Origin of the sequence: Streptomyces triticagri (genome assembly GCF_003429565.1) — a bacterium.
In the GTDB taxonomy this organism is placed as follows: domain Bacteria; phylum Actinomycetota; class Actinomycetes; order Streptomycetales; family Streptomycetaceae; genus Streptomyces; species Streptomyces triticagri.
Genome location: NZ_QUAK01000037.1, coordinates 1 through 22,268 on the forward strand (window position 1 = coordinate 1; position 22,268 = coordinate 22,268).

Genomic DNA, 22,268 nt, shown 5'->3' on the forward strand with positions numbered 1-22,268 from the left:
GCGGCGGCGGGCCCACCCCCGGGCGGCACCGGCGCACCGGCGGGCGCGGCCGGCGCATGGGCGCCCTCGGGGGCGTACGCCATGGGCGGACCACCGGAGACCAGCTGGGCCCCGGCCACGCCACCACCCGTGCCACCGGCCCCCCGCTCGAGACGGTCCAGGCGGGCCAGCACGGCCCGCTCGTCGTCGTACGCCGCGGGCAGCAGGACGCGGGCGCAGATCAGCTCGAGCTGGAGGCGCGGGGATGTGGCGCCGCGCATCTCGGTCAGTCCCTCGTTCACCAGATCCGCCGCGCGGCTGAGCTCCGCGGCGCCGAAGACGCCGGCCTGGGCCTGCATGCGCTCGACCACATCGCCCGGTGCGTCGATCAGGCCCTTGTCGACGGCGTCCGGCACCGCGGCGAGGATCACCAGATCGCGCAGCCGCTCCAGCAGATCCGCGACGAACCTGCGCGGGTCGTTGCCCCCCTCGATGACCCGGTCGACGATCTCGAAGGCCGCGGCGCCGTCCCCGGAGGCGAAGGCCTCGACCACCGAGTCGAGCAGCGAACCGTCCGTATATCCGAGCAGTCCCGTCGCCATCGGGTACGTGACGCCGTCCTCGCCCGCGCCCGCGAGGAGCTGGTCCATCACCGACATCGAGTCACGTACGGACCCGGCGCCGGCCCGTACCACCAGCGGAAGCACGCCGTCCGCGACCGGGATCTCCTCACGGCCGCACACCTCGCCCAGATAGTCCCGGAGCACGCCGGGCGGCACGAGCCGGAACGGGTAGTGGTGGGTACGCGAACGGATCGTCCCGATGACCTTCTCGGGCTCGGTCGTCGCGAAGATGAACTTGAGGTGCTCGGGCGGCTCTTCGACGACCTTCAGCAGGGCGTTGAACCCCGCCGGCGTGACCATGTGGGCCTCGTCGATGATGTAGATCTTGTACCGGCTGGAGGCCGGTCCGAAGAACGCCTTCTCCCTCAGGTCACGGGCGTCGTCCACGCCTCCGTGCGAGGCGGCGTCGATCTCGATGACGTCGATCGACCCCGGTCCGCTGCGCGCCAGATCCTGGCAGGACCGGCACTCGCCGCAGGGCGTGGGCGTCGGCCCCTGCTCGCAGTTGAGACAGCGGGCCAGGATGCGCGCGCTGGTCGTCTTGCCGCAGCCGCGCGGGCCACTGAACAGGTAGGCGTGATTGACCCGGTTGTTCCGCAGCGCCTGCTGCAGCGGGTCGGTCACATGCTCCTGCCCGATGACCTCGGCGAACGACTCCGGGCGATAACGGCGGTACAACGCAAGGGACGACACGACTACGAGGTTATCGGTGCCCACCGACAACGGGCCCCGCCCTCGAACACCACCGCCCGGACCACCCGCAACGGACCTCAGTGATCCATCCCACACGGAGGCGCCCGACCGGGAACGCAAGCGCCCCCCACGCACCCGCCAGAGCCGACCTACCCTTGCTGCCTTCCGGCCCTGGGGGAGTTCAGTCAGATAGCGCCACGTGAGGGGCTGCGCCCAGGTTACCCGATGAGCGGGAGTGCTCCGACCCCCCTCCCCTCCCGGATTCGATCAAGCCGGAAGGCGTTCGCAAGCACTCCTCGACGTCTTGTATTGTTTGCGGCGGAGGATTCGCCTAGTGGCCTAGGGCGCACGCTTGGAAAGCGTGTTGGGGGCAACCCCTCACGAGTTCGAATCTCGTATCCTCCGCCAGTGCCTCACCGGGCACGATGTCGAAGGCCCCTACCGTCCGCGGTGGGGGCCTTCGCCGTTGTCCGTCTCAGTTTCCGTCTCAGTTCGGGTCCGGCGGTCCCCAGAGAGCTTCGCCCACCTGATCGGCCACCTTCTTCAGCATGGGACCTGTGACGTGCATGTACCGAGCGCGCATCCGTGCCGCTCCCCCGGGCTCCCATCCCATGATCGCGTCGACCACCACATCCGGGACACCGAGCAGGAGGAGCACAGTGCCGGCCGTGTGCCGAGCGTCGTGGAGTCGACCATCACGGACACCAGCATCGGCAAGAAGCTGCTTCCACCGGTGGTAGTCGGTGTTCGGGATGAGCGGTTCGCCGGTCGGGGAAGCGAAGACGTACCCCTTGCCCTCCCACAGTTCCCCAGCTTCCTGACGCTCCCGAGCCTGCTCCTCGTGATGCTTGCGAAGGAGCTTGACCACCGGCTCCGGAAGACCGATCGTCCGGCGACCTGCCCGGGACTTGGTGCTCTTGAACTCACGCCGAACCTGTCGGCGCTCCGGGCAGTAACCCGCCTTCCGCCCGCACGGATCAGCACAACCGTGCTCGTACTTCGGGCGCAGACGGTTCTTCCGTGTGCGAACGTATCCGGCGTCCAGGTACACGTCTTCCCACTTGAGCCCGAGAGCTTCGCCCTGCCGTAGGCCCAGCGCGAGCGCGACGACCCACCGAGCACTGTTCCGAAGCTTGGATGCCTCCAGAAGAAGGCTCTGCACTTCCTCGATGGAGTACGGCTCGATGTCCTCTTCTTCGAGCCGAGGAGCGCGGGCGATCTCGGCAACGTTGGTCGTGATGTGGCCACGTCGCACCGCTTCGCCCAGAGCCACCCGGACCGTTCGGTGAACGTGGTGAGTGGTACCGGCAGAGCTTCCGGATGCCTGCATCTTCGCGTAGAAGGTCTCCAAGTGCTCAGGCTCCAAACGATCGAGTCTGTGTGCACCGAGTCCGGGCACGAGATGCACGCGAACATCAACTTCGTAGCCGTCGTAGCTGTTCTCACTGACGTACTTCTTGGCGATGTTCTCGACCCAGTGCTCAAGCCAGGCCCCGAGCGACCACGCCTTGCCGGTCTTCCGGACCCGACCGGAGTCGCGTGCCTTCTCAAGTTCTCGTACGGCCTTGGTGACCTCAGCCTTGGTCTTGCGTTCGACGTGACGCCGATCGGGTTTGCCGTCATCCCGGACGCCGACCGTCACGCGTCCATGCCACTTGCCGTCCTTCCCGAAGTAGATCGATGACGCCCCGTTGGGCTGCCGAGTCCGCTTCTGATCAGCCATGGTCACCTTCACGCAGCCAGAGTTGCGCGGCGAAGCGTCGCCACGTAGGTGGACAAGGCATCTGCGGGAACACGGCGTAGGCGCCCCACAGTGACCGACTCCAGTTCGCCCGTGCTGACGAGCCTGAAGCAGGTTGTACGGCCGATCCCGAGGCGCCGGGCAGCTTCCTCGACGGTCAGCAGGATCAACGTGGGATCCACGGCCACCGCCGTCAGTTCAGGTGCTTCGTTCACAGCCAGTCCCCCTCGCTGTCGCTGCTGATGTCCAGTTGATCGGTGAGTGCTTCGCGGGCAACTTCTCTGTTCAGGTGGATGTCTCGGGCGATGGTCTGGGCGAGCCAGGATTCGCCGGGGGTGTGGCCGTGTCCGGCGTAGGTCCAGTGGGCGAGGACCAGCGTGGAGGCCTCCGTGTCGTCGAGGTCTTCGGCGAAACCGCGCTCATGGCGTTCCTGGCGGGCGCGGTAGTCGGCGCGGACCTGACGCAAAGCGCCGAGGGTGGTCGAGTAGCGGCGGGACTTCGTGGAGAAATGGCCCCGGAAGCCGAGCATGTGAGACCAGCGCGCGAGCAGCCGATCCGGATAGACGGCATCGAGTGCCCAGCAGGCCTCGATCAAGCGGCGGGTGTGGGCGGGGAGGCCGGAGAGCTTGTCGAGTTCGGCCAGCTCACCGATACGGCGGTCCACGGTGCCGGTTGTCTCCGCTGCCTTGGTCGCATACTTCGCGACGTATGAGGCCACCGCCTGCTCGGTCAGTTCCTCGTGTCCGAAAGCACCGATGGGCTGGACGTCGACCTGAGTTCCCCACCCCAGGATGCGTTCCGGGAAACGGCCGGCAGACGGGACCGTCACCGTCGATCGAGCGGCAGCGGCGCGGATCACCTCATCCAGAAGTTGGGTGGTGGCCCAGGCCGGGGGCATCGAAGCAGGGCCGTCGGGGCCATCGATGCGCACGACGGCATGGAAGTGGACGGCACCGCGCTTCTGGAACTCCGCGACCTTCCCGAAGGACACGCGGCAGTGCTCGGAGAGGGCGCCCTGGGACAGACCGGCGCGGGCGGCGATCTCGCGACGCAGATAGATCGTGAAGCGCTGCCAGAGCTGCCCAGCGTGGTTGTTCCACAACACGGCCTCGGCGTAGTCGTAGGTGCCCAGGTTGAGTGCTGTGCCGAGGGCCGGATCGTCTTCCACGTGTGAGATCCCGCAGCGGCACACGCCTCGATCCGGGCGATTGTGGACCGGGCCGAATGACGGAGCTGTCAGCGTGGCGAACACTCGTGGGTGATCGCGCACCGTATCGGGCACGTCCTTGCGTTCATCACCCGAGATCCCGGCCCGGATCAGGTGGTACGTGTCCCCCGCGTAGGTCCAGGCGCAGGAGGGGCAGCGCGATGCTCGACGGTTGCCGCATGCGACGCGAAGCCGTCCACCGGGCTCTTGCTCGGTGCTGTAGGCGTACAGGACCTCACGCGTCTTCGCGTCACGGGTGACGGTCTGGCCTGTCAGGTGGATGGGGTCGGAGCAGCCGCCGGTACGGCCGATCTGTTCGCGCCAGCGGTCGAAGTCAGGGTCGTTGGCGACCCGTAGGAGGTCGGCGAAGGTGATCGGGTCGGTGCCCATGGCTGATGCCTGAGCGGTGACCGCGTCCGGGGGAACGGGGAAGCCGGTCATGCGCCCACCGCCCGAAGGCGCGCCACCGGAGCGGAACCGTAGGGTTCGGCGCTCATGACGAGGTGATCGAGGCTGGCCAGGTAGCCCCCGGTCAGCGGGGCCGGACCGAGGCGGCGCAGGTGCAGCACCGGGGCGAGTGAGGGAATCAGGCCGTCGACCGGAGTGGAGACCAACAGGTCGTCATCGGCCCGCAGCACATCCGACATCAAGCCCGCGTGCGTAGCGATCTCCACGCCCGGCAGCTCAGCCAGGGCCCCGAGCGTGGCAGCGGCCTGTCCGGCCCGACCGGTTGCCTGCTCGGGGATCACGATGCGGACCCGGACGCCAGCAGCCGCCTTGTCGGCGATCAACTCGGGTAAGTCCCCGATCACATGGGCGACGAAGACCAGGTTCACGAGCACGAGGTCGAGCGACACCGTGGCAGCGGCGAGAACGTGGCGCCATACGTCCATGGGGACCGTGGCCCGCGTGGCATAGGCGGCAACGACCTCATCCTGAGGAACCGGCACCGAGCGCTGACGCTCCCCCATCGCAGGCCACAGGTGAAAGGCGTCCGCCCCCAGCAGCTTCGCGGCAGTCTCAGCATGCCGGGCGTGCGGAGTGCGGTTCTTGGAGATCCACCGCTCCACGCTCTTCGGATCGATACCGACCCGCTCAGCCAGTGCATCGATGGTGACGTTCGCGGCGATCATCGCGCCACGCAGCCGCTCATTACCCGAGCGGACCGAGTCCAGGCCGGTGATCGTCATGCCGCCACCGCCTCAACCGGAGGGGACAACTCAACACCGGTCGCCCAGTCGAACGAGGCCGCCGACGGGCACGCCTCAGAACCCCAGAACGTGCGGTGCATCAGCACCCCGACACCAGCCGTGTTGATCCAAGCCCAACCGGACACCACGGCCCCGCACGCCATGCACGGCGAGGACACGGCCACCGCATCCTCGGTACGCGAGAGCGGAGCCGACAGACGATCACTGCGGGTCGCAGGCATGATGGAACTTCCCTTCGTGGGACGAAGGAGGGCGGCGACTTGCTTGGCGGTAGGGCGCCGTCCTCCGGGCTCACGGCCATCCGGCCGCATGACATAGCGTGTACTAATACAGACTATGACGCAAGAGGTCACGCAGCATGGGCTGTACTAATCTGCTCTAGTCGATACGCTCGATCCATGACCATTGCCGATGACGACCCCCGCCCCAAGAAGGTCCAGATCGCGGACGCTTTGCGCCCGGAGATCGCCGAGCTCCCCAAGGGGCGAAAGCTCGCGTCCGTGCGGGACCTGGCGGATCGATTCGGGGTCACACCCGTGACGGCGGGGAGTGCGCTCCAGATCCTCATTGAGGAAGGCCTGATCGAGTCCGTGCCTACACGCGGATACTTCGTGCAGACGTCGACGGTCGGTGACGATGAAGGTGGATCGACCAACAGGGCCGGTCGGGACGAGATCACAGCTATCCACTCCGAGATTCGACAACTTGCCGCCCGTGTGGCCGAGTTGGAGAAGCGAGCCGATCACACGAGCAGCCTCTAACGTGTGATCCACGATGAACGCAGCGTGATCGCTCGACCAGTGACAGAGGTGGTGTCACCAGGGGACAGCCTTGGTGTCAGCCCCCTGTCACCCCCCGTGTCACCGGCATCTGAGGTGCCAGACTCGGGAGCAGGCATCCCCGACGGGAGGGCAAGCACATGAGCGACGAACGGCCGGCATGGGCACGGCGGATTGCTGCCGAGCGTGAAGCCCGGAAGTGGTCACAAACCGAAGCCGTGGCCGCGCTGCGGGCGCATTCCCCAAAACGCCTGCCCGATGGGTCGAGCATGGTCCGGCAGTGGAAGCGCTGGGAGTCCGGCGAGGTCAAGCCGAGCGAGTTCTACCAGCCGATCATTGCGTCCACCTTCGGCACAGTCACTCACGCTCTCTTCCCCGTGGAGGGCCGCCGGGACGGGAACGCCGAGGTCATTGCTGCCAGCGGTATGGAGACACTGGACATCCTGAGCCGCGTACAGGCGTCCGACGTCGATAACGCCACCTTGGACGCGCTCCGCATCACCGCCGATCGCCTGTGCTCGGAGTACCCATATCTGCCGAGCAGGCAACTCGCTGTCGAGGGCCGGGAATGGCTCAAGCGCGTAGCAGGCCTTCAATCCCAGCGCCTCACTCTCACTCAGCACCGCGAAGTACTGACGATCTCCGCATGGCTCGCTCTGCTCGTCGGATGCGTCGAGTACGACTCCGGAGACCGAGCCGCCGCAGAGAGCACCCGCCGGGCAGTTCTGTCTCTCGCCGACGAAGCCGGGAACAGCGAAGTAGCAGGATGGGCCCACGAGATGCGCGCCTGGTTCTCGCTCACCACCGGTGATTACCACGGGATTCTTGCGGCCTCACAGAGCGGCACGGAGGTTGCCCCCAACCATGGTGTCGCGGTGCAACTCGCTGCACACGAGGCCAAAGGGTGGGCACGTCTCGGAGACCGCCGGAAGACCGAAGTGGCCCTAGACCGGGGCCGCAAGCTCTTGGAGGGCATGCCGTATCCGGAGAATCTGGATCATCACTTCGTGGTGGACCCGGCAAAGTTCGACTTCTACGCCATGGATTGCTACCGACTGCTTGGCGAAGACGCCATGGCCGAGACACTCGCCAATGAAGTGATCCGAGTCGGCACAGACTTCGACGGTGTCGAGAAGGCACCGATGCGCGCAGCAGAAGCCCGCGTGACGCTTGGAGTTGTTGCCGCACGGCGCGGAGACCTTGAGCAAGCCGTGAACTTCGGCGAATGGGCCCTCAAAGGCGATCGGCATTCGTTGCCGTCGCTCCTGTTGGTCAGCCGCGAACTCGCAGCGATCGTGAACCGTGACTTCAGCGGCGAGGCCACCGGACAGGGCTACCTAGAACACCTCACGGCGCTGAGCCGCACCCGGTAGCCCGTTACAGGTTTCTCTACTTCATCAAGGCCCGCGCACGGCGCGGGCGCGCGCCGCTCCAGGCGCGGCCCGCCTCCATGTCTCCGCCACCGGCTGGCCGCGCCACGCGGCGCGCTCACGTACATGCGGGCCCGGATCAAAGAGGATGCCTCCGGCGGGGGCGCTCCGGCACCGGGGGCGGAGGGTAGCGCCGTCGGGTGCAGGCTCGTGGATGGTTGCGAGAAGCTCCGATCCCGTCCACCGTCGACCCAGGCAGAGCCGAGCAGACGAGGCCCATGGCGTCCAGGTCGTTCGTACAGTGGCGCGCTCCACCTGGACGCCATGGACCACGCCCGCTCCACGGTGTGTGGGTCGACGGCGGACGGGATCGGAGCTGGGTTGGGTAGTGGGCTGAGTTGGCGACGGACCGTCTCAGTTTCCGTCTCATTCACCGTGGTCCACCCTGGTTCATCGTGGGCCAGACACAGCCCAGTGAGGATCGAACGTCCGGGGATGAACGCAGGTGAACGGTGTTGGATCACCGGCCGTACCCGACGATCAGACTTGGAAAGCGTGTTGGGGGCAACCCCTCACGAGTTCGAATCTCGTATCCTCCGCCAGTGCCTCACCGGGCACGATGTCGAAGGGCCCCACCGTTCGCGGTGGGGCCCTTCGGCGTGCCCGGTCCCGGTTGGGCAGGGCGGATGGTTCCGGACTTCCCCGGACAGACTGCGGCTGCTCTCTGCCGACTGCCGATGCGCATATCGCAATCCTCGACCGCCCCAGGAACACGCCTCACTCGGTCTGTGAGATTCCTTGTGCCAGCTGGCCGACCACGTTCAGGACCCCTTGACCGAAGTCGGTCGGCGCGACGAGGAGACCGAAGACCAGCACGATCACCACGGTCAACCACTGGTCGGAGCGGCTCCGTGCGTGCACAGTGCGGCGGATGCGGAGGTAGATGACGACGGCGAGCAGGACCGCCAGATTGAACGTCACAGTCATCGAGCGGCCTCCCGGCTGGTCAGGACAACACGGTCGGACGGCGTGACGGCGGAATGCGGTCAAGCAGATCCCACAGGGGTCTGGATCCCTCCGCCCATTCACCGAGCAAGCGACGGTCGACCAGGTGGATTCGATGCCGTCCGCCCCAAGGAACCGCCTTCGACGAGAAGCGGCCGTTGGTCAGGACTACCGCCACATCGGCGCCATGCACCTGCCGGGCCGTGCCGTTGACCTGCTGAAGCACTCCGACACCGACAGCCGAGCCGCGCTCCCCGTCGCGCTTGTGCTTGCACTGGATCGCCCACACCCGACCCACGGGGTCGACTGCGCGGACATCACAGGCATCGTCCCCTGCACCCCCAACGCGCTCTGCCCGACAGCCGTCCCGCCGCATCAGATCCCTGACCACGAACTCGAACGCGCGGTGATCCAGGGCATCGATCTCAGCGATACGCATGCGCAGCGCCTGCGCCCGTACACGTGCCCACTCCGCCCGTTGCCGTATCCGCTGGACCCACAGAGCGCCTACTCCGGCAGCGAGCACCCCCACTATGATCAACACCCACCAGTGAGCGAGGAGCCACTGCACGGTCGCGACCGCCAGGCTGATCGTGACGACCGCCGTGACCCCGGTGGTCAACGCTCGGTCCTGCTTGCGGCGGCGCCGAGTCGTCCGGCGGCGGGCAGGACGGCGCCGGCTCACCGAGATACCCCGCTTCGGCGCCGGGCGGCTCCTGTCGCGATACGCCCGCAGCTCTCATGCCCGCCGCTACTGCGACCACGGGGCGCCGTGATCGCCCACACCGGTATCCCCATGAGGCATTCCCCTCCCTGCCGAGATCCGTGGCGTCTCCACCCAGGAGCTATGACAGCACGCGGCACTGACAGGGAGTAGAGGGGCGATCACTGACGGCTAGGGATTTTCGGTCAACTACATTCGCCCGTCGACGAGTCCCGCTCCAGCGACCTGCATGTTTTCCGTGAGGCCCGGTCACCTTCCGCCAATTGCCCGCTCCGGGGTCAACTCGAGCCGCGACCGCCCACCCGAGCCGGCACCCCCCCCGCCGTAAACCCGACGTGCGTCCCGGACTTGGCCGTATCCCCGAGGAGGCGTGTGACCCGCGTCACGAATTGAAGCCTTTCCCGGGCAGCCTCGCTCCACGATCCACCGCATTCGCACGCCCATCTTCAGGGATACTTCAGCGAACAGCTTGCGCAGCGACGCTGCGCACAGACTCACTCGGGCTTGCACATCGAGTAACTGCCCCCGCCCGGACAGCTGTTCACTGCTAGATTCCAACGCAGGACGCCTGGATCCAGGGCCTGGCCTAGCGATTGCGCAGCCATGGCTCCGCTTTAGGTAACTGCGCAGTGCCACTGCGCACTTATTCCGTCGAGAGTAGCGGGGGCAGCACACGATGAAGCCGTTCTTCGAGTTGCTGGGGAAGGCGATGACGAGCACGGGCATGACACTGCGCCTGTGCCTGCTGATGCTTGTCGTCGCAGCAGCGGCGTACGCCATCAGCCAACTGCGGTAACGACGTGGAGCGAGGAGACCACCAGTGAACAATACGGACACAAGGAGCGCCTCCGCGAACGTCGTGGACCGGCTGTGGCGGACGTACGCACCCTTCCGACGCGGTCGGAACACATTCGGCGACCTCACTTCGATGGCCACAATCCTGCTGCTTGCAGGGTTTGTTGAGACGGTTGGCCAACCGGAGGATGAGTTCGTCAAGCGGTGGAATCGGGCGACCGCTGAGGCCCGGATCGGCATCTCGCCGCTGAAGGACCTGCACGCTGCCCTGAGGAGCGCGAGCAGGCATCCACACTTTCCGCTACTTGACATCACCACGCTTGACTTCGAGTTCCTCGACGGGAGTGGAGGGGTGGACGATGTTCCGTGGGCAGCCGCCTTTCTCACTGCCCTGGCGCAACGTCCGGCGTCGGCCGACGCCCGCCTGGCGGAGATCTGCGACCTCCTTCTCGAACGCCATGCACAGGAAGGGGCCTTCCTGGCCGGCGAGTTCCACACACCGCAGAGTGTTGCGCGCCTGCTCGTCGAGACCGCAGCCCCGCGGGCGGGAGACCGAATCCTTGATCCCGCTTGCGGGGTCGGGGGCGTCCTTGCGATCGCAGCGGAGCACATCGCGGAACGCGGCCATTCCGACGGGGCTTCCCTCGAGGCATACTCAACAGATCGCAGCAACCCACGGCTGGCGATGATGAACCTGGCCATCCACGGAGTGGATCAACCGGTCGTGGGCAGTTCTGATCCAGTGTCACTCCTTCAGCACCGAGGCAGCGGCCTTGTCGACCGAGTGCTGAGCAATCCGCCGTTCAACCAACGCATCCAGGCCGCCCAGTCAATCGCCTGGCCCTTCGGCCAACCACACGAGTCGAATGCGAACTTCGCTTGGCTCCAGCTCGCATGGAGCCGGTTGAGCGAAGACGGGCTCGCGGCGATTGTCATGCCGCCGGCAGCCGCCTGGTCCAACGGCCGAGAGGCATTGATCCGCAAGAACATGCTCGCCACTGGTGCGCTCATGGCCATCATCGCGTTGCCTGCGAATCTCTTCGCGCCTCACACCGCCATCCCTGTGCACATCTGGGTGTTGGCACGCAACAAGACCCACCAACTGCCAGTGAGCGACGCCGAATCCGTCCTGTTCATCGACGCCAGCAGTCTCGGCACGCACGTTCCGCGTCAACGATGCACCTTGACAGCGGAGGACACCGATCGCATCAGTGAGCGGTTTCATGCATGGCGGCTGTCTCCACTGGCAACGCCCGACGAACCAGGTTTCTCGCGTTCGGTCTCTCACGACGAGATCGTGCACAACGACGGCAATCTCGACCCCCGCCGGTACGTCCCGGTCGCGCAGCAACTGCAGATGACGGCACCAGACGTAGGCAACGTGCTCTTTGACCTCGACCGGCATGACGTCGCCACGTCACATTCGAGCCGCTCCGTCCAGGAAAGTCTCGGCGTCTGCGAGCGATTGACGGGCAGAGGTTTCGAACCTCCGCGCGTGTCTCTCCAAAGCATTGTGAACGGGAGCACAGACCGGTTCGCGGAAGGCTGGTTCGAAGGAGAGGAAGGCCGGTTCGAGGAACCGACGCCCGGACTTCTCTTCGCCGGTCCTTCGGGCAGCCTCATCCATGCGGATGACTACGTGGACGACGGCGTTCCCGTGGTGATGCCCAAGGACCTCACCAGCAACGGCTTCAGCAAGGCGGACATCAAGCACGTCGCCCACGGTCAAGCCGATGACCTGGAACGATTTCTCCTCCGCCGCGGCGATGTAGTGCTGGCGCGTCGCGGGGAGCTGGGGCGATGTGCGGTAGTCCGGGACGAGCAGCACGGGTGGCTCTGTGGCACTGGCTGCTTCGTGCTCCGGCCGCCCGCTCAGCTGGACGCCGACTATTTCGCGGCCTACCTCCGCAGTTCGGAGGCCCGCCGGTGGCTCGATGCCCACGCCACGGGGAGTATGACCATGAAGACCATCTCTCTCAAAGTATTGGGTGAATTGCCGGTCGCCCTGCCAGATCGCGGTGTGCAGCAGGCAATCGCACACGCGATGAGGCAACTGGATGAGCATGAGCGCCGGTTGGAGGAGCAGGTCGCACTCGCACGGCAGATCCGCCGCGATTCGGTGACGGGATTCCTGGGAGGTTGAGGTGTCCCTCGGTGAAACCGGGAGTGCTGTCGCTGCGTCTCGGTCCGCCGAGCGGTCTCACGCCACCGTCAGCTCGATGGCGGCCAGCGCCTCCCGTTCGGCGATCACTTCGATCTCGGTGATCAGGCCGGTCGTCTCCTGCACCGCGAAGCGCAGCACTAGCCGCAGCCCCCGGCCTTCGGCCATGACCAGGCCGAGGGCACCGTCCAGGAGTGCCACCCCGGTGGACGCGGCCCGCCCGGTCGCCGCCATCGCTCCCTCGGCGACGGTGTGCGCGCCGAGCACCACGACCGGTTGGGGTGTCGGGATCACGGCCGGGTCCGCGGTCAGCACCACCTCCGGGTGCAACAGGCCCACCAGCGCCTCGAAGTCCCCGGCCCTGGTCGCGGCGAGGAAGGCGTCGACGGCTCGCCGTTCAAGGGCCCGGTGCCGCGTTCCGGTGGCCGGTTCGGCGCCGCGGACGCGCCGCCGCGCGCGGCTGGCCAGCTGGCGGGCGGCGGCCGGTGTCTTCTCCAGCATCACGGCGATGTCGTCGAACGACACGGCGAAGAGATCGTGCAGTACGAAGGCGAGCCGTTCCGCCGGTCCCAGCGTCTCCAGGACCACGAGCAGCGCCACACCGACCTCGTCCGCCATCTCGGCCTCGGCCGCCGGATCGCCCACACCCGGCCCGGCCTCCGATACGTCCGGTACGGGTGCCTCGTCGATGTCTTCCTCGCGGCGGGTCCGCCGGGCGCGCAGGAGATTCAGGCAGACCCGGGAGACGACCGTGGTCAGCCAGCCGCCGAGGTTGCGCACCTCGGAGATGTCGGCGGTGCTCGCCCGCAGCCAGGACTCCTGGAGCGCGTCGTCGGCCTCGGTCAGTGAGCCCAGCATGCGGTACGCCACGGCCCGCAGATGCGGACGTTCCGCCTCGTACTGCTCGGCCTGAAGGAATGTCCCCGCCATCTGTCACATCTCCTCGCACGGCCGTGTCAGAGCAGCAGAACGACCACGACACACCCCGCACCGGTCCGCACGGTGCCGACCCGAGGAGACACCATCATGACTCGCGAGATCAACAGTCCCGTCCTGGTCACCGGCGGCACCGGCACCATCGGCCGGCGCACCGTCCCGCTGCTCGTCGCGGCCGGTCGCACCGTCCGTGTGCTGTCCCGCGGCGGCCGCCCCGCGGACATCGCGCCGGACCCGCACGTCACGTACGTACGGGCCGATCTGCTCGCCGACGGCGAACTCGACCCGGCGCTGCTGGGCGGCGCCGAGACCGTACTGCACCTGGCCGGTGGCCCGAAGGGGGACGATGCGGCGACGGCGCGGCTGGTGCGGGCGGCGCGAGCGGCCGGGACGGTGCAGCATCTGGTCCTGGTGTCGGTGGTCGGTGCGGATGCCATGCCGATCGGCTACTTCCGGGCGAAGGCAGGCGCCGAGCGGGCCGTCATGGAGTCCGGGATCGGCTGGACCGTACTGCGGGCCGCGCAGGTCAACGAACTGCTGCTGCGGATGGTCGGCTCGATGCGCCAGATGCCCCTGGTCCCGGCGCCGGGCGGGCTGCGCTTCCAGCCCGTCGACGCCGCCGAAGTGGCCGCCCGGCTGGCCGAGTTGACCCTGGACGCCCCGGCCGGACGGGTGCCCGATGTGGCCGGTCCCGGCGTCTACACACTTCCCGAGCTCGCCGCCGCCCAGCGCACCGCCGCCGGCGCCAGGCCCCGCCGCACCCTGCCGATCCGCCTGCCCGGCAGGATCGGCCGCGCCTACCGCTCGGGCGCCAACCTGACCGGACCCGAGGCGCACATCGCCGGCCGCGACTGGGAGACGTTCCTCGCGGCCTGAGCGCCTGAGTCCCTCACCGGCCGGAACCCGGAGGGCCCCACGGCGGGGCCCCTCCGCCGTACTCCAGCTCGGGCGGATTCGGCGCACGGAACATTCGTCCAATCCCGTGCCGGGGGACGGCAGGGACAGTGGGGGCATGACTGTTTCCGAGGGTGGTCCGTACGCAAGCGGTGAGGCCGTGGGTTCGGCTCTGGAGCTCGGCGGTGGTGAGCGCATCCATGTGTGCCAGGACGGTCCCCGCGATGCCCCCGTACTCCTGCTCATCCACGGGTCCGCGTCCTCGACCCGCTCGTGGGACCAATTGGTCCCACTGCTGACCGGAGTTCACCGGGTCGTCCGGATCGACCTGCTCGGGCACGGGCGGTCGGACAAGCCGGACGACGGTACGTACGCGGTCACGGACCAGGCGCACCGGGCGGGTGAGGTACTGGACCGGCTCGGCGTCGGGCACGCCGTGGTCGTCGGGCACTCCAGCGGCGGCGCGGTCGCCGTCGCCCTCGCCGAACAGCGGCCCGAGCTGGTCACCGCGCTCGCCCTCATCAACACCGGGCCCGGCCTGCACGCCTTCATCGCCACGGGGGCCGCGGCGGCCGGCCCCGCGCAGTGGCCGCCGTCCGACGAGCAGCTCCGGGAGTTCGCGAGCTCGGGTTTCAGCCGGGCCGGGTACGAGATCCCGGACGAGCTCCTGGCCGATGCGCGCCGCATGACGCTCCACTCGCTGACCTCGTCGATGGGCGCCACCCGCACCTACCTCGAGCAGCAGCCCCTGCCGGACCGGCTGACGGTCCTGGGCAAACCGCTCCTCGTCCTCTTCGGCGAGGACGACCGCAGATGGCGCTCCTCGTCGGCCGCCGACTACGCCGTCGTCCCGGACGCCGAGATCCACCTCCTCCCCGGCCTCGGCCACTCCCCCCTCCTCGAGGACCCACCACGCACGGCCGAGCCACTGCTGGGCTTCGCTGCGGTGCAGGGCGTACGGGCGGAATGAGCGGCGACGGGGACGGGGCGGTGAAATTCGGTCGCATCCGATCCCTTGTGTCGGTGTGGCCGGAATGGAACGGTGGGCGAACGCGCGTGTCAGATCCGCACTTTCGTCCCCTAGGTACGTGTCCGCGGACTTACGTACAGGTACGTGTCCGCGAGGCACCGAGCCGTACGTGACGTCCTGCCGGAGCACGCAGAGGTACGTGCATGACGACTGCCAAACGAGCTGTTGCCCGAGCCCTGTACGGATCGCGCTACGACAGCGTGCCCTGGGCCCAGCGGGTGTACGTCCGGCCGGGCGAGCGTCTCGCCCGTGAGCTGCAGTGGCAGCTCAGGGTGCGCAGAGCGCCGGTGGTCTCCCTCGACGAGTACCGCAGGCAGGTGCCCGCCGGGGCCATCGAGGAGTTCATCAGCTGCCATCTGTGCGGGGAGACCCGGCAACAGCCGCTGTTCACGCCCCGCGCCCTGACGGCCCGCGGGCGCACCAAGTGGTCGTACCGCGTGGTGCGTTGTCCGTCCTGCGGGTTTCTCTACCGCAATCCGAACATCCGGCCGGAACGGCTCGGGGATCTCTACGCGAAGAACTACAGCCAGTTCCTGTCGGGCGGCTACTCGCGGCGGCGGCAGCGCCGCTACCGGCTGACGATGGAGGCCTTCGACCCGATTCTCACCGACGGCGACAAGCGGCGGCTGCTGGACTTCGGCTGCGGTTCGGGGCTGTTCCTCGACCTGGCGGAGCAGCGCGGATTCGACGCCCGTGGGGTCGATCTGTCCCCGGACTCGGTCGAGTTGGCCAATCAGCGCCTCACCTCGGCGACCGCGTACCACGGTGCGCCCGAGGACGTGCCCGAGGTGGCCGAGGGCGGATTCGATGTGATCACGCTCTGGTCGGTGCTCGCCCATCTGCCGCGCCCCGTCGACGACTTCACGAAGTTCCGCGAGCTGCTCGCGCCCGGTGGAGTGCTGCTGCTGCTCACGGTGAACGCCGCGTCCCTGCACCTGAAGGCGTACGGCTCGGACTGGAACGGCTTCACCCGCAACCACCTGATGTTCTACTCCTCGTCGACGCTGCCGCTGCTGCTGCGGAAGGCGGGCTTCGCGGGTGTCACCTTCGCTCCGTTCTACGGCGACACCATCGAGTCCGGCACCACCCGGCTGCCCGAGACGCTGCGCCGGCGGCTGCGGCGCAGCGTGGCGGCGAGCGACGGCGGCAACATGATGCGCGCGATGGCGTTCGCCGACCGGCAGGCCGTGGAGCGGTGGGGGCCGGGGCGCGAGGTGGTGCGGCTCGACGGCTGACCCGGCGGGCTCACGCCCACAGCGACTCCGCCACCGCCACCCCCGCGAAGGCCGCCCCCGCGCCCGCGACCACGCTCGCCGTCACATTGGCGAGGGCGTAGAAGCGGGCGCGGGTCTCGAGCAGCCGCAGCGTCTCGTACGAGAACGTCGAGTACGTGGTGAGGGCGCCGCACAGGCCGGTGCCGAGCAGGAGCTGCCAGTGCGAGGAGGCCGCGCCGGCCAGGGCGGCGCCGGTGAGCAGGCCGAGTATCAGGCAGCCGGCCAGATTCACCGCGAAGGTGCCCCAGGGGAAGACGGTGTCGTGCCGGCTCTGCACGGTCCGGTCGGTGAGGTAGCGCAGGGGTGCGCCGACCGCGCCGCCGATGATCACCAGGAGCCAGTTCATGCCTCGCGCTCCCTGCCCACGTACCGGATGACCTCGCAGTCGTCGAGGATCACCAGGCCCTCGCCGACCAGCTCGTCGAGCTGCGGCAGGAAGGCGCGCAGGCGCTCGTGGTCGTCCACGACGACGATCGCCACGGGCAGGTCCTCGCTGAGCGAAAGGAGCCGGTGGGTGTGGATCAGCGAGGAGGCGCCGAAGCCCTCGATGCCGCGGAACACGCTGGCGCCGGCCAGGCCGGCCTGGTGCGCGCGGTGCACGATCTCCGTGTAGAGCGGGCGGTGGTGCCACTGGTCGCTCTCACCGACGAAGACGGTGACGCGCAGTGCGGTGCCGGTCAGGCGGGTGGTTCCCGGGGGCGTTCTGTGGTCCGCGGCGGGCGTCGTACGATCCGCCGCGGGCGTCGTGGCGTCGTCGTCGGGCGTCATCGGCTCCTCCGTTCCAGGGCGCGGCGGGTCAGCCACGCCGCGAGTGCGACGGCGGCGAGCGCGGCCGCCGGTGTGGCCACCAGACAGGCGAGACCGCGGGCCGGTTCCGCCGCGTCCACCAGGCGTTCGACGTCCACCGCGTACGTCGAGAAGGTGGTGAATCCGCCGAGCACCCCGGTCCCGAAGAACGGCCGGACCAGGCGGTGCGCCGCCCACACCTCGGTGAGCAGCACCATGAAGACACCCATCACCGCGCAGCCGGCGACGTTCACGCAGAAGGTGGTCCAGGGGAATCCGCCCGCCGGTGTCGGCCACAGGAGCTGCGCCGCGTAGCGGGCGGTGGCGCCGAGCGCGCCGCCGAGCGCCACCGCGGCGACCACGGGCCACTGACCGCGCAGCGCCGACGGGCGGCGTGCGGTGCGTACGGAAGGCCGTGGGCCGGCCTCGGGAGCGGGACCCGGACCGAGATCGGGATCGATGTCGCCGGCGCCGGGTGCGGGCCCCGCGGGTCGGGCGCCGAAGGCACTCTCGGGAACTGACTCGGGCATGCGTCTCCTACTCGCGCGTCGCCCCGCCGACGTCCCGGGCGGGACGCGCAGGGCAGGCTTCGCCACAAGCAGGGACCGTTGGCGGAGGAATCCGCGGTTCGGGTACGGCGGGCCCCACCGCCGCGCGACGGCCTTCGGTCGCCGGTACTGCCGGACGGGTCCTGGGACGCGCTCGACCCAGGGTAGCTCCGGCGGACGGCGCGCTCACCTCGGCGCGGGGCCGGTCCCGTACGCCCCTGTCGTCGCGGCCGCGCGCCCGCCGGCCGCCCGTCACACCGCCTGCAACCGCTCCAGCGTGCCCCGCAGCTCCTCCCGCAGCACCCGCCCCGCCGCATCCGCGTCCCCGCGGACGACCGCCTCGACCAGGGCGGCATGGCTCGCGTCCCCGTGCGCGGGATCGGCCGCACGCAGCTCGAGCAGGTCGAGCAGCTCGGTCAGACCGCTCTGCAGTACGGGCACGAACTCCTCGAAGAGGCCGGTGAGCACGGGATTGTGGGCGGCACCGACCACCGCGGCGTGCAGCGCGATATCGCCGACCCCTGGGGGGGGAGCACCGGACAGATGCGCGGTGGGCGCGTTCACCGGGGCGCGGTACCCTCGCTGACGGCGTCCCCGGCGATCGGGCGACGCACGAAGGCAGCGACCGGCACGGCACGGACCGAGTCGGCCGAGACGTCGAAGCGTGGGACGGAGGTGGTCGCGATGCGTGGCGAGCCTCCCAGTCGACGAGCACCTCGCGGCACCGCAGCCCTCCCGTGTACGACGGCGGCCCGGGCCCTTCACTCCTGAGCTGCGCCTGACCGGCGATCCCCTCTGTGCGGAGCGCAGGACCGGAACCCGCAGCCGGAACCCCCGCATGCGATGCCCGCGATGTGTCCCCGACCGCCCGTTTGCCGTGCCGCGCCTCCCCGCGGCCGTACCGAGGACAGACATCCCATGCCGCAGCCGCCCATCCAGGACGCCGAGGGCACCCGGCCCGACGAGGCACGCCCGCCCATGGCCACCGACGTGCACGCCGAACTGCCCCAGTCCCTCAAGGATCTGATCGAGAATCAGGAACTGCACGCCGCCCTCGAGTGGCTGGAGACCAATCCGCCGCACCTGATCGCGGACGAGCTCGCCCGGATGGACGCCGTCGACGCCGGCGTCGCCTTCCGCCTCCTGGACAAGGACCGGGCGCTCACCGTCTTCGAGGAGCTGGAGCCGGTCGACCAGCAGCAGATCCTGGAGGGGCTGCGCGACCACTCCTTCCTGGAGCTTGTCGAGTCGATGGCGCCGGACGACCGCGCCCGGATGCTCCGCGAGGCACCCGCGAAGGTCGCCAAGCGGGTCCTGGCCGGCCTCAGCACCCACGAACGCCGCATGACGTCCGCGCTGCTCGGCTACCCCGAGGGCTCCGCGGGCCGCTACATGACGCCCGAAGTCGTCGCCCTCGCCCAGGATCTGACGGTGCAGCAGGCCCTGGAGACCGTACGCAGCAAAGGCCCGCACGCCGAGACCGTGTACACACTCCCGGTGGTCGACCGCGGCCGCCGCCTCACCGGCATCGTGGAGCTGCGCGAGCTGGTGCTCAGCGCCCCGGACGCGATGGTCTCCGACCTGGTCGTCACCGAACCTGCCTTCGCGTACGCGGGCGACCCGGCCGAGCAGGCGTCCCGCCTGATGCGCGAGACGAACGACCTGAACCTGCCGGTGGTCGACAGCGAACGCCGGCTCGTCGGCCTGCTCACCATCGACGACGCGGTCGAGGTCATCGAGGCGGCCGACACCGAGGACATGGCCCGGCAGTCCGGTGCCAGCCCCTGGTCGGGGCACTACATGGCGACCGGCGTCTGGCGCCTGGCCCGCTACCGCGCCCTGTGGCTGAGCCTGCTCCTGGTCGCGGCGACGCTCACGGTCTCGGTGACACAGCTCTTCGAGGGCACCCTCGAAGAGGTCGCGGCTCTCGCCATGTTCATCCCCATGCTGATCGGCGCCGGCGGCAACGCGGGCGCCCAGGCCGCCACCGCCTGCGTGCGGGCGCTCGCGGTCGGCGAGGTGCGCGGCTCCGACCTGTTCAAGGTGATCTGGCGCGAGGCCCGGGTCGGACTCGTGCTCGGTTCGCTGCTCGCGGTGCTCGGCCTGGTGGTCGGCACCCTGTTCGTGAACGCGAAGGTGGCCGTCGTCGTCGCCATCACGCTCGTACTGATCTGCGCCTGGGCCGCCACCATCGGCGGCACCATGCCGCTGCTCGCCAAGCGGCTGCGCATCGACCCGGCGGTGGTCTCGGCCCCCATGGTCACCACCCTGGTCGACGCGACCGGTCTGGTCATCTACTTCCTCACCGCCAAGGCCGTCATGGGCGTGTAGGCGGCGTCCGGCTCGCCGCGCCGCCCCTCGGCCCACAGCGCCGCGGGGCCCATCGCCCAGGCGGCCGCCAGGAAGACGACGCCGAGCAGCACCCAGCCCGCCGGCCCGAGACCGATCAGCAGGGAGGTCAGCAGCAGCGGCCCCGCGGTACGGGCCACGGTGACACCCGTACCGAAGAAGCCCTGGTACTCACCGATGCTCCCGGCCGGAGCGAGCTCGAAGCTGATCTGCCAGGACCCGGCGGAGTGCAGCATCTCGCCCCACACCAGGGTCCCGGACGCGATCACCAGGAGCGCGGCCGCCACCCAGGGCCCACCGACCCCGGAGAACGCAAAGATCCCGCAGGTCACGAGCATGATCAGGCCCGACCTCCGGAGCGCTCGCCCGGCGGTCCGCAGCCCGCTGACGCCCTTGGCGGTACGCACCTGGAACAGCATCACCGCACCGGTGTTGAGGATGAACAGGGCCGAGACCAGCCACTCGGGCGCGCTGGTGCGCTCCACGATCCACAGCGGCAGACCCACGCTGAGCAGCGGCATCCGCAGCAGCAGCACGGTGTTGACGAGCGTCACCAGGGCGTACGGCCGGTCCCGCAGCACGGCCCGCCCGGCGCCCTGCCGTCCGGCTCCCGCCGGCGCGACCACCGGCAGCCGGAGCAGTACGAGGGCGCATCCGGCGAAGCTCACCGCGTCCAGCGCGAACACCGCCAGATACGCCGCCTCGGTCCCGGCATGCAGCGCGAGCCCGCCCATCGCCGCACCGACGGCGAGCCCGGCGTTCAGCGTCGACTGCAGATGCGCCAGCGCGCCCGTGCGCTCCTCCTTGGGGACGAGCCCGGCCAGCAGCGCCTGCCGCGCGGCGGCAAGCCCCGACTGAGCACTCGCGTACAGACAGGCGGCGATCAGAAACGGTACGAAGTCCCGTACGACCAGGAACGACGCGACCGCGACACTGGTCGCAAGCGCGAGCAGCACCGCGGTCCCGCGCGGCCCGCGCCGGTCGGCGAGCCGCCCGAGCGGCACCCCGACGACCGACCCGATCCCCCAGGCCACGGTCAGCCCGAGCCCGATCCGCGCCGGGGCGAGCCCGACGACATGGGTGAAGTACAGGGCCGACGTGACGTAGTACGCCCCGTCCCCCACGGAATTGCTCAACTGGGCCCCGGCCAGGACCCGTTGCACCCCGGCCGGCGGCAATACTTCCCGAACCCACTGCACCATGCCTCGACGGTACGACCGAATTGGCTCCATCCTCTGGTCCAATACCACCAGACTTCATTGGGCCACTTTCCACCACCGCCCAATCCCAGCCCGTCCGGCGTACCTTCCAGCCCTCCGGCGTACTTTCCAGCCCGTCCGGCGTACTTTTCAGCCCGTCCGGCGTTTGAGGACAAGGCCCGCCAGGGCCGGCGTATTTTTCAGCCCGTCCGGCGTTTGAGGACAAAGAACGGCACCCCAGCAGGACCGCCAGGTCAAACCCTCACCCCCCACCGGCAGGTGGCAGGCGCAGGCGCCCCGCATCCGCCATCATCGAGCCATGAAGAACGCAACCATCCACCTCGCCCAGGAGCCACACGCAGACGCCCTCCTAGGCAGGAGCCCGCTCGCCGCCCTCACCGGCATGCTCCTCGACCAGCAGGTCCCCATGGAATGGGCCTTCGCCGGCCCGTACACCATCGCCACCCGCCTGGGCCGAGACGACCTCGACGCCCACGAGATCGCCGCGTACGACCCGGACGCCTTCGCGAACCTCCTCTCCGAGAAGCCCGCCGTACACCGCTACCCGGGCTCGATGGCCGGCCGCATCCAGCAGCTCTGCCAGTACCTCGTCGACGAGTACGACGGCGACCCGGAGGCCGTCTGGCGCGACGCCGGCTCCGGCAAGGAGCTGCTCGCCCGCCTCAAGGCCCTGCCCGGCTACGGCGACCAGAAGGCCAGGATCTTCCTCGCCCTGCTCGGCAAGCAGTACGGCGTACGCCCCACGGGCTGGCGCGAGGCGGCCGGCGCGTACGGCGAGAAGGACTCGTTCCGCTCAGCCGCGGACATCACCGGCCCCGAGACCCTGGCCAAGGTCCGCGCCCACAAGCAGGAGGCCAAGGCCGCCGCGAAGGCCGCGAAGGCCAAGCCCAAGGCCTGACCTGGCACCTTCCGCACGCCGACCCGGCGGGTCCCCGTCCGCCAT

21 protein-coding genes, 1 tRNA gene and 1 other RNA gene are annotated in these 22,268 nt (G+C 69.1%); 9 read left to right on the forward strand and 14 right to left on the reverse strand.

Features of this window, described 5'->3' with window-relative positions:
- Together DY218_RS07255 and ffs are read right to left on the reverse strand one after the other, a co-directional pair.
- Positions 1-1,295, reverse strand: a 1,295-nt coding sequence (locus DY218_RS07255) for a DNA polymerase III subunit gamma and tau (protein ID WP_128555080.1), incomplete at its 3' end; no start/stop codon positions are given.
- Positions 1,296-1,408: 113 nt separating this feature from the next.
- An RNA gene (gene ffs / locus DY218_RS07260) (signal recognition particle sRNA small type) lies at positions 1,409-1,507 on the reverse strand.
- 108 nt (positions 1,508-1,615) lie between these two features.
- Here ffs and DY218_RS07265 point away from each other — a divergent pair.
- Positions 1,616-1,703: transfer RNA gene (locus DY218_RS07265), tRNA-Ser, on the forward strand.
- 79 nt (positions 1,704-1,782) lie between these two features.
- On the opposite strand, the gene DY218_RS07270 is transcribed toward DY218_RS07265, so the two are convergent.
- Genes DY218_RS07270 through DY218_RS07285 form a run of 4 tightly spaced genes read right to left on the reverse strand, consistent with a single transcriptional unit; the run spans position 1,783 to position 5,433 of the window.
- On the reverse strand, positions 1,783-3,018 hold the full coding sequence (locus DY218_RS07270; RefSeq protein ID WP_119294705.1) for a tyrosine-type recombinase/integrase: 1,236 nt from the start codon (positions 3,016-3,018) through the stop codon (positions 1,783-1,785).
- Positions 3,019-3,026: 8 nt separating this feature from the next.
- Positions 3,027-3,257: an excisionase family DNA-binding protein gene (locus DY218_RS07275; RefSeq protein WP_407703578.1), complete on the reverse strand. Its 231-nt coding sequence runs from the start codon at positions 3,255-3,257 to the stop codon at positions 3,027-3,029.
- Positions 3,248-4,684 (reverse strand): replication initiator protein RepSA, encoded by a 1,437-nt coding sequence (gene repSA / locus DY218_RS07280; RefSeq protein ID WP_128555081.1) that lies wholly within the window; start codon positions 4,682-4,684, stop codon positions 3,248-3,250. The genes DY218_RS07275 and repSA overlap by 10 nt, the downstream gene beginning before the upstream one ends.
- Positions 4,681-5,433: a helix-turn-helix domain-containing protein gene (locus DY218_RS07285; protein WP_128555082.1), complete on the reverse strand. Its 753-nt coding sequence runs from the start codon at positions 5,431-5,433 to the stop codon at positions 4,681-4,683. Before DY218_RS07285 ends, repSA begins: the two co-directional genes overlap by 4 nt.
- Positions 5,434-5,852: 419 nt before the next feature.
- Between DY218_RS07285 and DY218_RS07290 the strand changes: the two genes are divergently transcribed.
- Together DY218_RS07290 and DY218_RS07295 are read left to right on the forward strand one after the other, a co-directional pair.
- Positions 5,853-6,215, forward strand: coding sequence for a GntR family transcriptional regulator (locus DY218_RS07290; protein WP_128555083.1), 363 nt, complete (start codon positions 5,853-5,855; stop codon positions 6,213-6,215).
- Between the two features lie 158 nt (positions 6,216-6,373).
- Positions 6,374-7,606, forward strand: a complete 1,233-nt coding sequence (locus DY218_RS07295; protein ID WP_128555084.1) for an XRE family transcriptional regulator — start codon at positions 6,374-6,376, stop codon at positions 7,604-7,606.
- A gap of 774 nt (positions 7,607-8,380) precedes the next feature.
- On the opposite strand, the gene DY218_RS07300 is transcribed toward DY218_RS07295, so the two are convergent.
- Together DY218_RS07300 and DY218_RS07305 are read right to left on the reverse strand one after the other, a co-directional pair.
- A complete protein-coding gene (locus DY218_RS07300; protein WP_128555085.1) occupies positions 8,381-8,590 on the reverse strand; it encodes a hypothetical protein in 210 nt (69 codons plus the stop codon).
- Between the two features lie 19 nt (positions 8,591-8,609).
- A complete protein-coding gene (locus DY218_RS07305) occupies positions 8,610-9,230 on the reverse strand; it encodes a restriction endonuclease (protein ID WP_233521418.1) in 621 nt (206 codons plus the stop codon).
- A 922-nt stretch (positions 9,231-10,152) separates the two neighbouring features.
- On the opposite strand from DY218_RS07305, the gene DY218_RS07310 reads away from it, so the two are divergent.
- Positions 10,153-12,270, forward strand: a complete 2,118-nt coding sequence (locus tag DY218_RS07310; RefSeq protein WP_128555087.1) for a type I restriction-modification system subunit M/S — start codon at positions 10,153-10,155, stop codon at positions 12,268-12,270.
- Positions 12,271-12,327: 57 nt separating this feature from the next.
- Here DY218_RS07310 and DY218_RS07315 read toward each other — a convergent pair whose 3' ends face one another.
- Positions 12,328-13,218, reverse strand: coding sequence for a sigma-70 family RNA polymerase sigma factor (locus tag DY218_RS07315; protein WP_128555088.1), 891 nt, complete (start codon positions 13,216-13,218; stop codon positions 12,328-12,330).
- Between the two features lie 96 nt (positions 13,219-13,314).
- Here DY218_RS07315 and DY218_RS07320 point away from each other — a divergent pair, with 96 nt between their 5' ends.
- The 3 genes from DY218_RS07320 (at position 13,315) to DY218_RS07330 (ending at position 16,383) form a co-directional block, all read left to right on the forward strand.
- Positions 13,315-14,100 (forward strand): SDR family oxidoreductase, encoded by a 786-nt coding sequence (locus tag DY218_RS07320; RefSeq protein ID WP_199566647.1) that lies wholly within the window; start codon positions 13,315-13,317, stop codon positions 14,098-14,100.
- Between the two features lie 136 nt (positions 14,101-14,236).
- Complete coding sequence (locus DY218_RS07325) at positions 14,237-15,088, forward strand: alpha/beta fold hydrolase (protein ID WP_128555089.1); 852 nt, start codon at positions 14,237-14,239, stop codon at positions 15,086-15,088.
- A 203-nt stretch (positions 15,089-15,291) separates the two neighbouring features.
- The gene (locus DY218_RS07330) at positions 15,292-16,383 is read left to right on the forward strand and encodes a class I SAM-dependent methyltransferase (RefSeq protein ID WP_128555090.1); all 1,092 of its coding nucleotides are present in this window, start codon (positions 15,292-15,294) and stop codon (positions 16,381-16,383) included.
- Positions 16,384-16,393: 10 nt separating this feature from the next.
- Here DY218_RS07330 and crcB (DY218_RS07335) read toward each other — a convergent pair whose 3' ends face one another.
- The 4 genes from crcB (DY218_RS07335) to DY218_RS34920 all read right to left on the reverse strand — a co-directional run bounded on the left by crcB (DY218_RS07335) (position 16,394) and on the right by DY218_RS34920 (position 18,320).
- Positions 16,394-16,768, reverse strand: a complete 375-nt coding sequence (gene crcB / locus DY218_RS07335; RefSeq protein WP_128555091.1) for a fluoride efflux transporter CrcB — start codon at positions 16,766-16,768, stop codon at positions 16,394-16,396.
- Positions 16,765-17,190, reverse strand: coding sequence for a DUF190 domain-containing protein (locus DY218_RS07340; protein WP_128555092.1), 426 nt, complete (start codon positions 17,188-17,190; stop codon positions 16,765-16,767). The genes crcB (DY218_RS07335) and DY218_RS07340 overlap by 4 nt, the downstream gene beginning before the upstream one ends.
- Entirely contained in the window at positions 17,187-17,738 is a 552-nt protein-coding gene (crcB, locus tag DY218_RS07345; RefSeq protein WP_128555093.1) for a fluoride efflux transporter CrcB, read from the reverse strand. Before crcB (DY218_RS07345) ends, DY218_RS07340 begins: the two co-directional genes overlap by 4 nt.
- Before the next feature lie 270 nt (positions 17,739-18,008).
- Positions 18,009-18,320, reverse strand: a complete 312-nt coding sequence (locus DY218_RS34920; RefSeq protein ID WP_407703575.1) for an FCD domain-containing protein — start codon at positions 18,318-18,320, stop codon at positions 18,009-18,011.
- 354 nt (positions 18,321-18,674) lie between these two features.
- Between DY218_RS34920 and mgtE the strand changes: the two genes are divergently transcribed.
- The gene (mgtE, locus tag DY218_RS07355) at positions 18,675-20,087 is read left to right on the forward strand and encodes a magnesium transporter (RefSeq protein WP_233521419.1); all 1,413 of its coding nucleotides are present in this window, start codon (positions 18,675-18,677) and stop codon (positions 20,085-20,087) included.
- Here mgtE and DY218_RS07360 read toward each other — a convergent pair.
- A complete protein-coding gene (locus DY218_RS07360) occupies positions 20,051-21,307 on the reverse strand; it encodes an MFS transporter (RefSeq protein ID WP_128555095.1) in 1,257 nt (418 codons plus the stop codon). The two genes, mgtE and DY218_RS07360, sit on opposite strands and share 37 nt — an antisense overlap.
- Positions 21,308-21,623: 316 nt before the next feature.
- Between DY218_RS07360 and DY218_RS07365 the strand changes: the two genes are divergently transcribed.
- Complete coding sequence (locus DY218_RS07365) at positions 21,624-22,223, forward strand: HhH-GPD-type base excision DNA repair protein (protein WP_128555096.1); 600 nt, start codon at positions 21,624-21,626, stop codon at positions 22,221-22,223.
- Positions 22,224-22,268 lie beyond the last annotated feature (45 nt).

What these genes read in the sequence shown, in the direction of transcription:
- DY218_RS07300 (WP_128555085.1), bottom strand. Translation starts at nt 8,590, where the DNA reads ATGACTGTGACGTTCAATCTGGCGGTCCTGCTCGCCGTCGTCATCTAC.
- crcB (WP_128555091.1), bottom strand. Translation starts at nt 16,768, where the DNA reads ATGAACTGGCTCCTGGTGATCATCGGCGGCGCGGTCGGCGCACCCCTG.
- DY218_RS07290 (WP_128555083.1), top strand. Translation starts at nt 5,853, where the DNA reads ATGACCATTGCCGATGACGACCCCCGCCCCAAGAAGGTCCAGATCGCG.
- DY218_RS07285 (WP_128555082.1), bottom strand. Translation starts at nt 5,433, where the DNA reads ATGACGATCACCGGCCTGGACTCGGTCCGCTCGGGTAATGAGCGGCTG.
- DY218_RS07365 (WP_128555096.1), top strand. Translation starts at nt 21,624, where the DNA reads ATGAAGAACGCAACCATCCACCTCGCCCAGGAGCCACACGCAGACGCC.
- repSA (WP_128555081.1), bottom strand. Translation starts at nt 4,684, where the DNA reads ATGACCGGCTTCCCCGTTCCCCCGGACGCGGTCACCGCTCAGGCATCA.
- DY218_RS07270 (WP_119294705.1), bottom strand. Translation starts at nt 3,018, where the DNA reads ATGGCTGATCAGAAGCGGACTCGGCAGCCCAACGGGGCGTCATCGATC.
- DY218_RS07330 (WP_128555090.1), top strand. Translation starts at nt 15,292, where the DNA reads ATGACGACTGCCAAACGAGCTGTTGCCCGAGCCCTGTACGGATCGCGC.
- DY218_RS07315 (WP_128555088.1), bottom strand. Translation starts at nt 13,218, where the DNA reads ATGGCGGGGACATTCCTTCAGGCCGAGCAGTACGAGGCGGAACGTCCG.
- DY218_RS07325 (WP_128555089.1), top strand. Translation starts at nt 14,237, where the DNA reads ATGACTGTTTCCGAGGGTGGTCCGTACGCAAGCGGTGAGGCCGTGGGT.
- crcB (WP_128555093.1), bottom strand. Translation starts at nt 17,738, where the DNA reads ATGCCCGAGTCAGTTCCCGAGAGTGCCTTCGGCGCCCGACCCGCGGGG.
- mgtE (WP_233521419.1), top strand. Translation starts at nt 18,675, where the DNA reads ATGCCGCAGCCGCCCATCCAGGACGCCGAGGGCACCCGGCCCGACGAG.
- DY218_RS07340 (WP_128555092.1), bottom strand. Translation starts at nt 17,190, where the DNA reads ATGACGCCCGACGACGACGCCACGACGCCCGCGGCGGATCGTACGACG.
- DY218_RS07295 (WP_128555084.1), top strand. Translation starts at nt 6,374, where the DNA reads ATGAGCGACGAACGGCCGGCATGGGCACGGCGGATTGCTGCCGAGCGT.
- DY218_RS07360 (WP_128555095.1), bottom strand. Translation starts at nt 21,307, where the DNA reads ATGGTGCAGTGGGTTCGGGAAGTATTGCCGCCGGCCGGGGTGCAACGG.
- DY218_RS07320 (WP_199566647.1), top strand. Translation starts at nt 13,315, where the DNA reads ATGACTCGCGAGATCAACAGTCCCGTCCTGGTCACCGGCGGCACCGGC.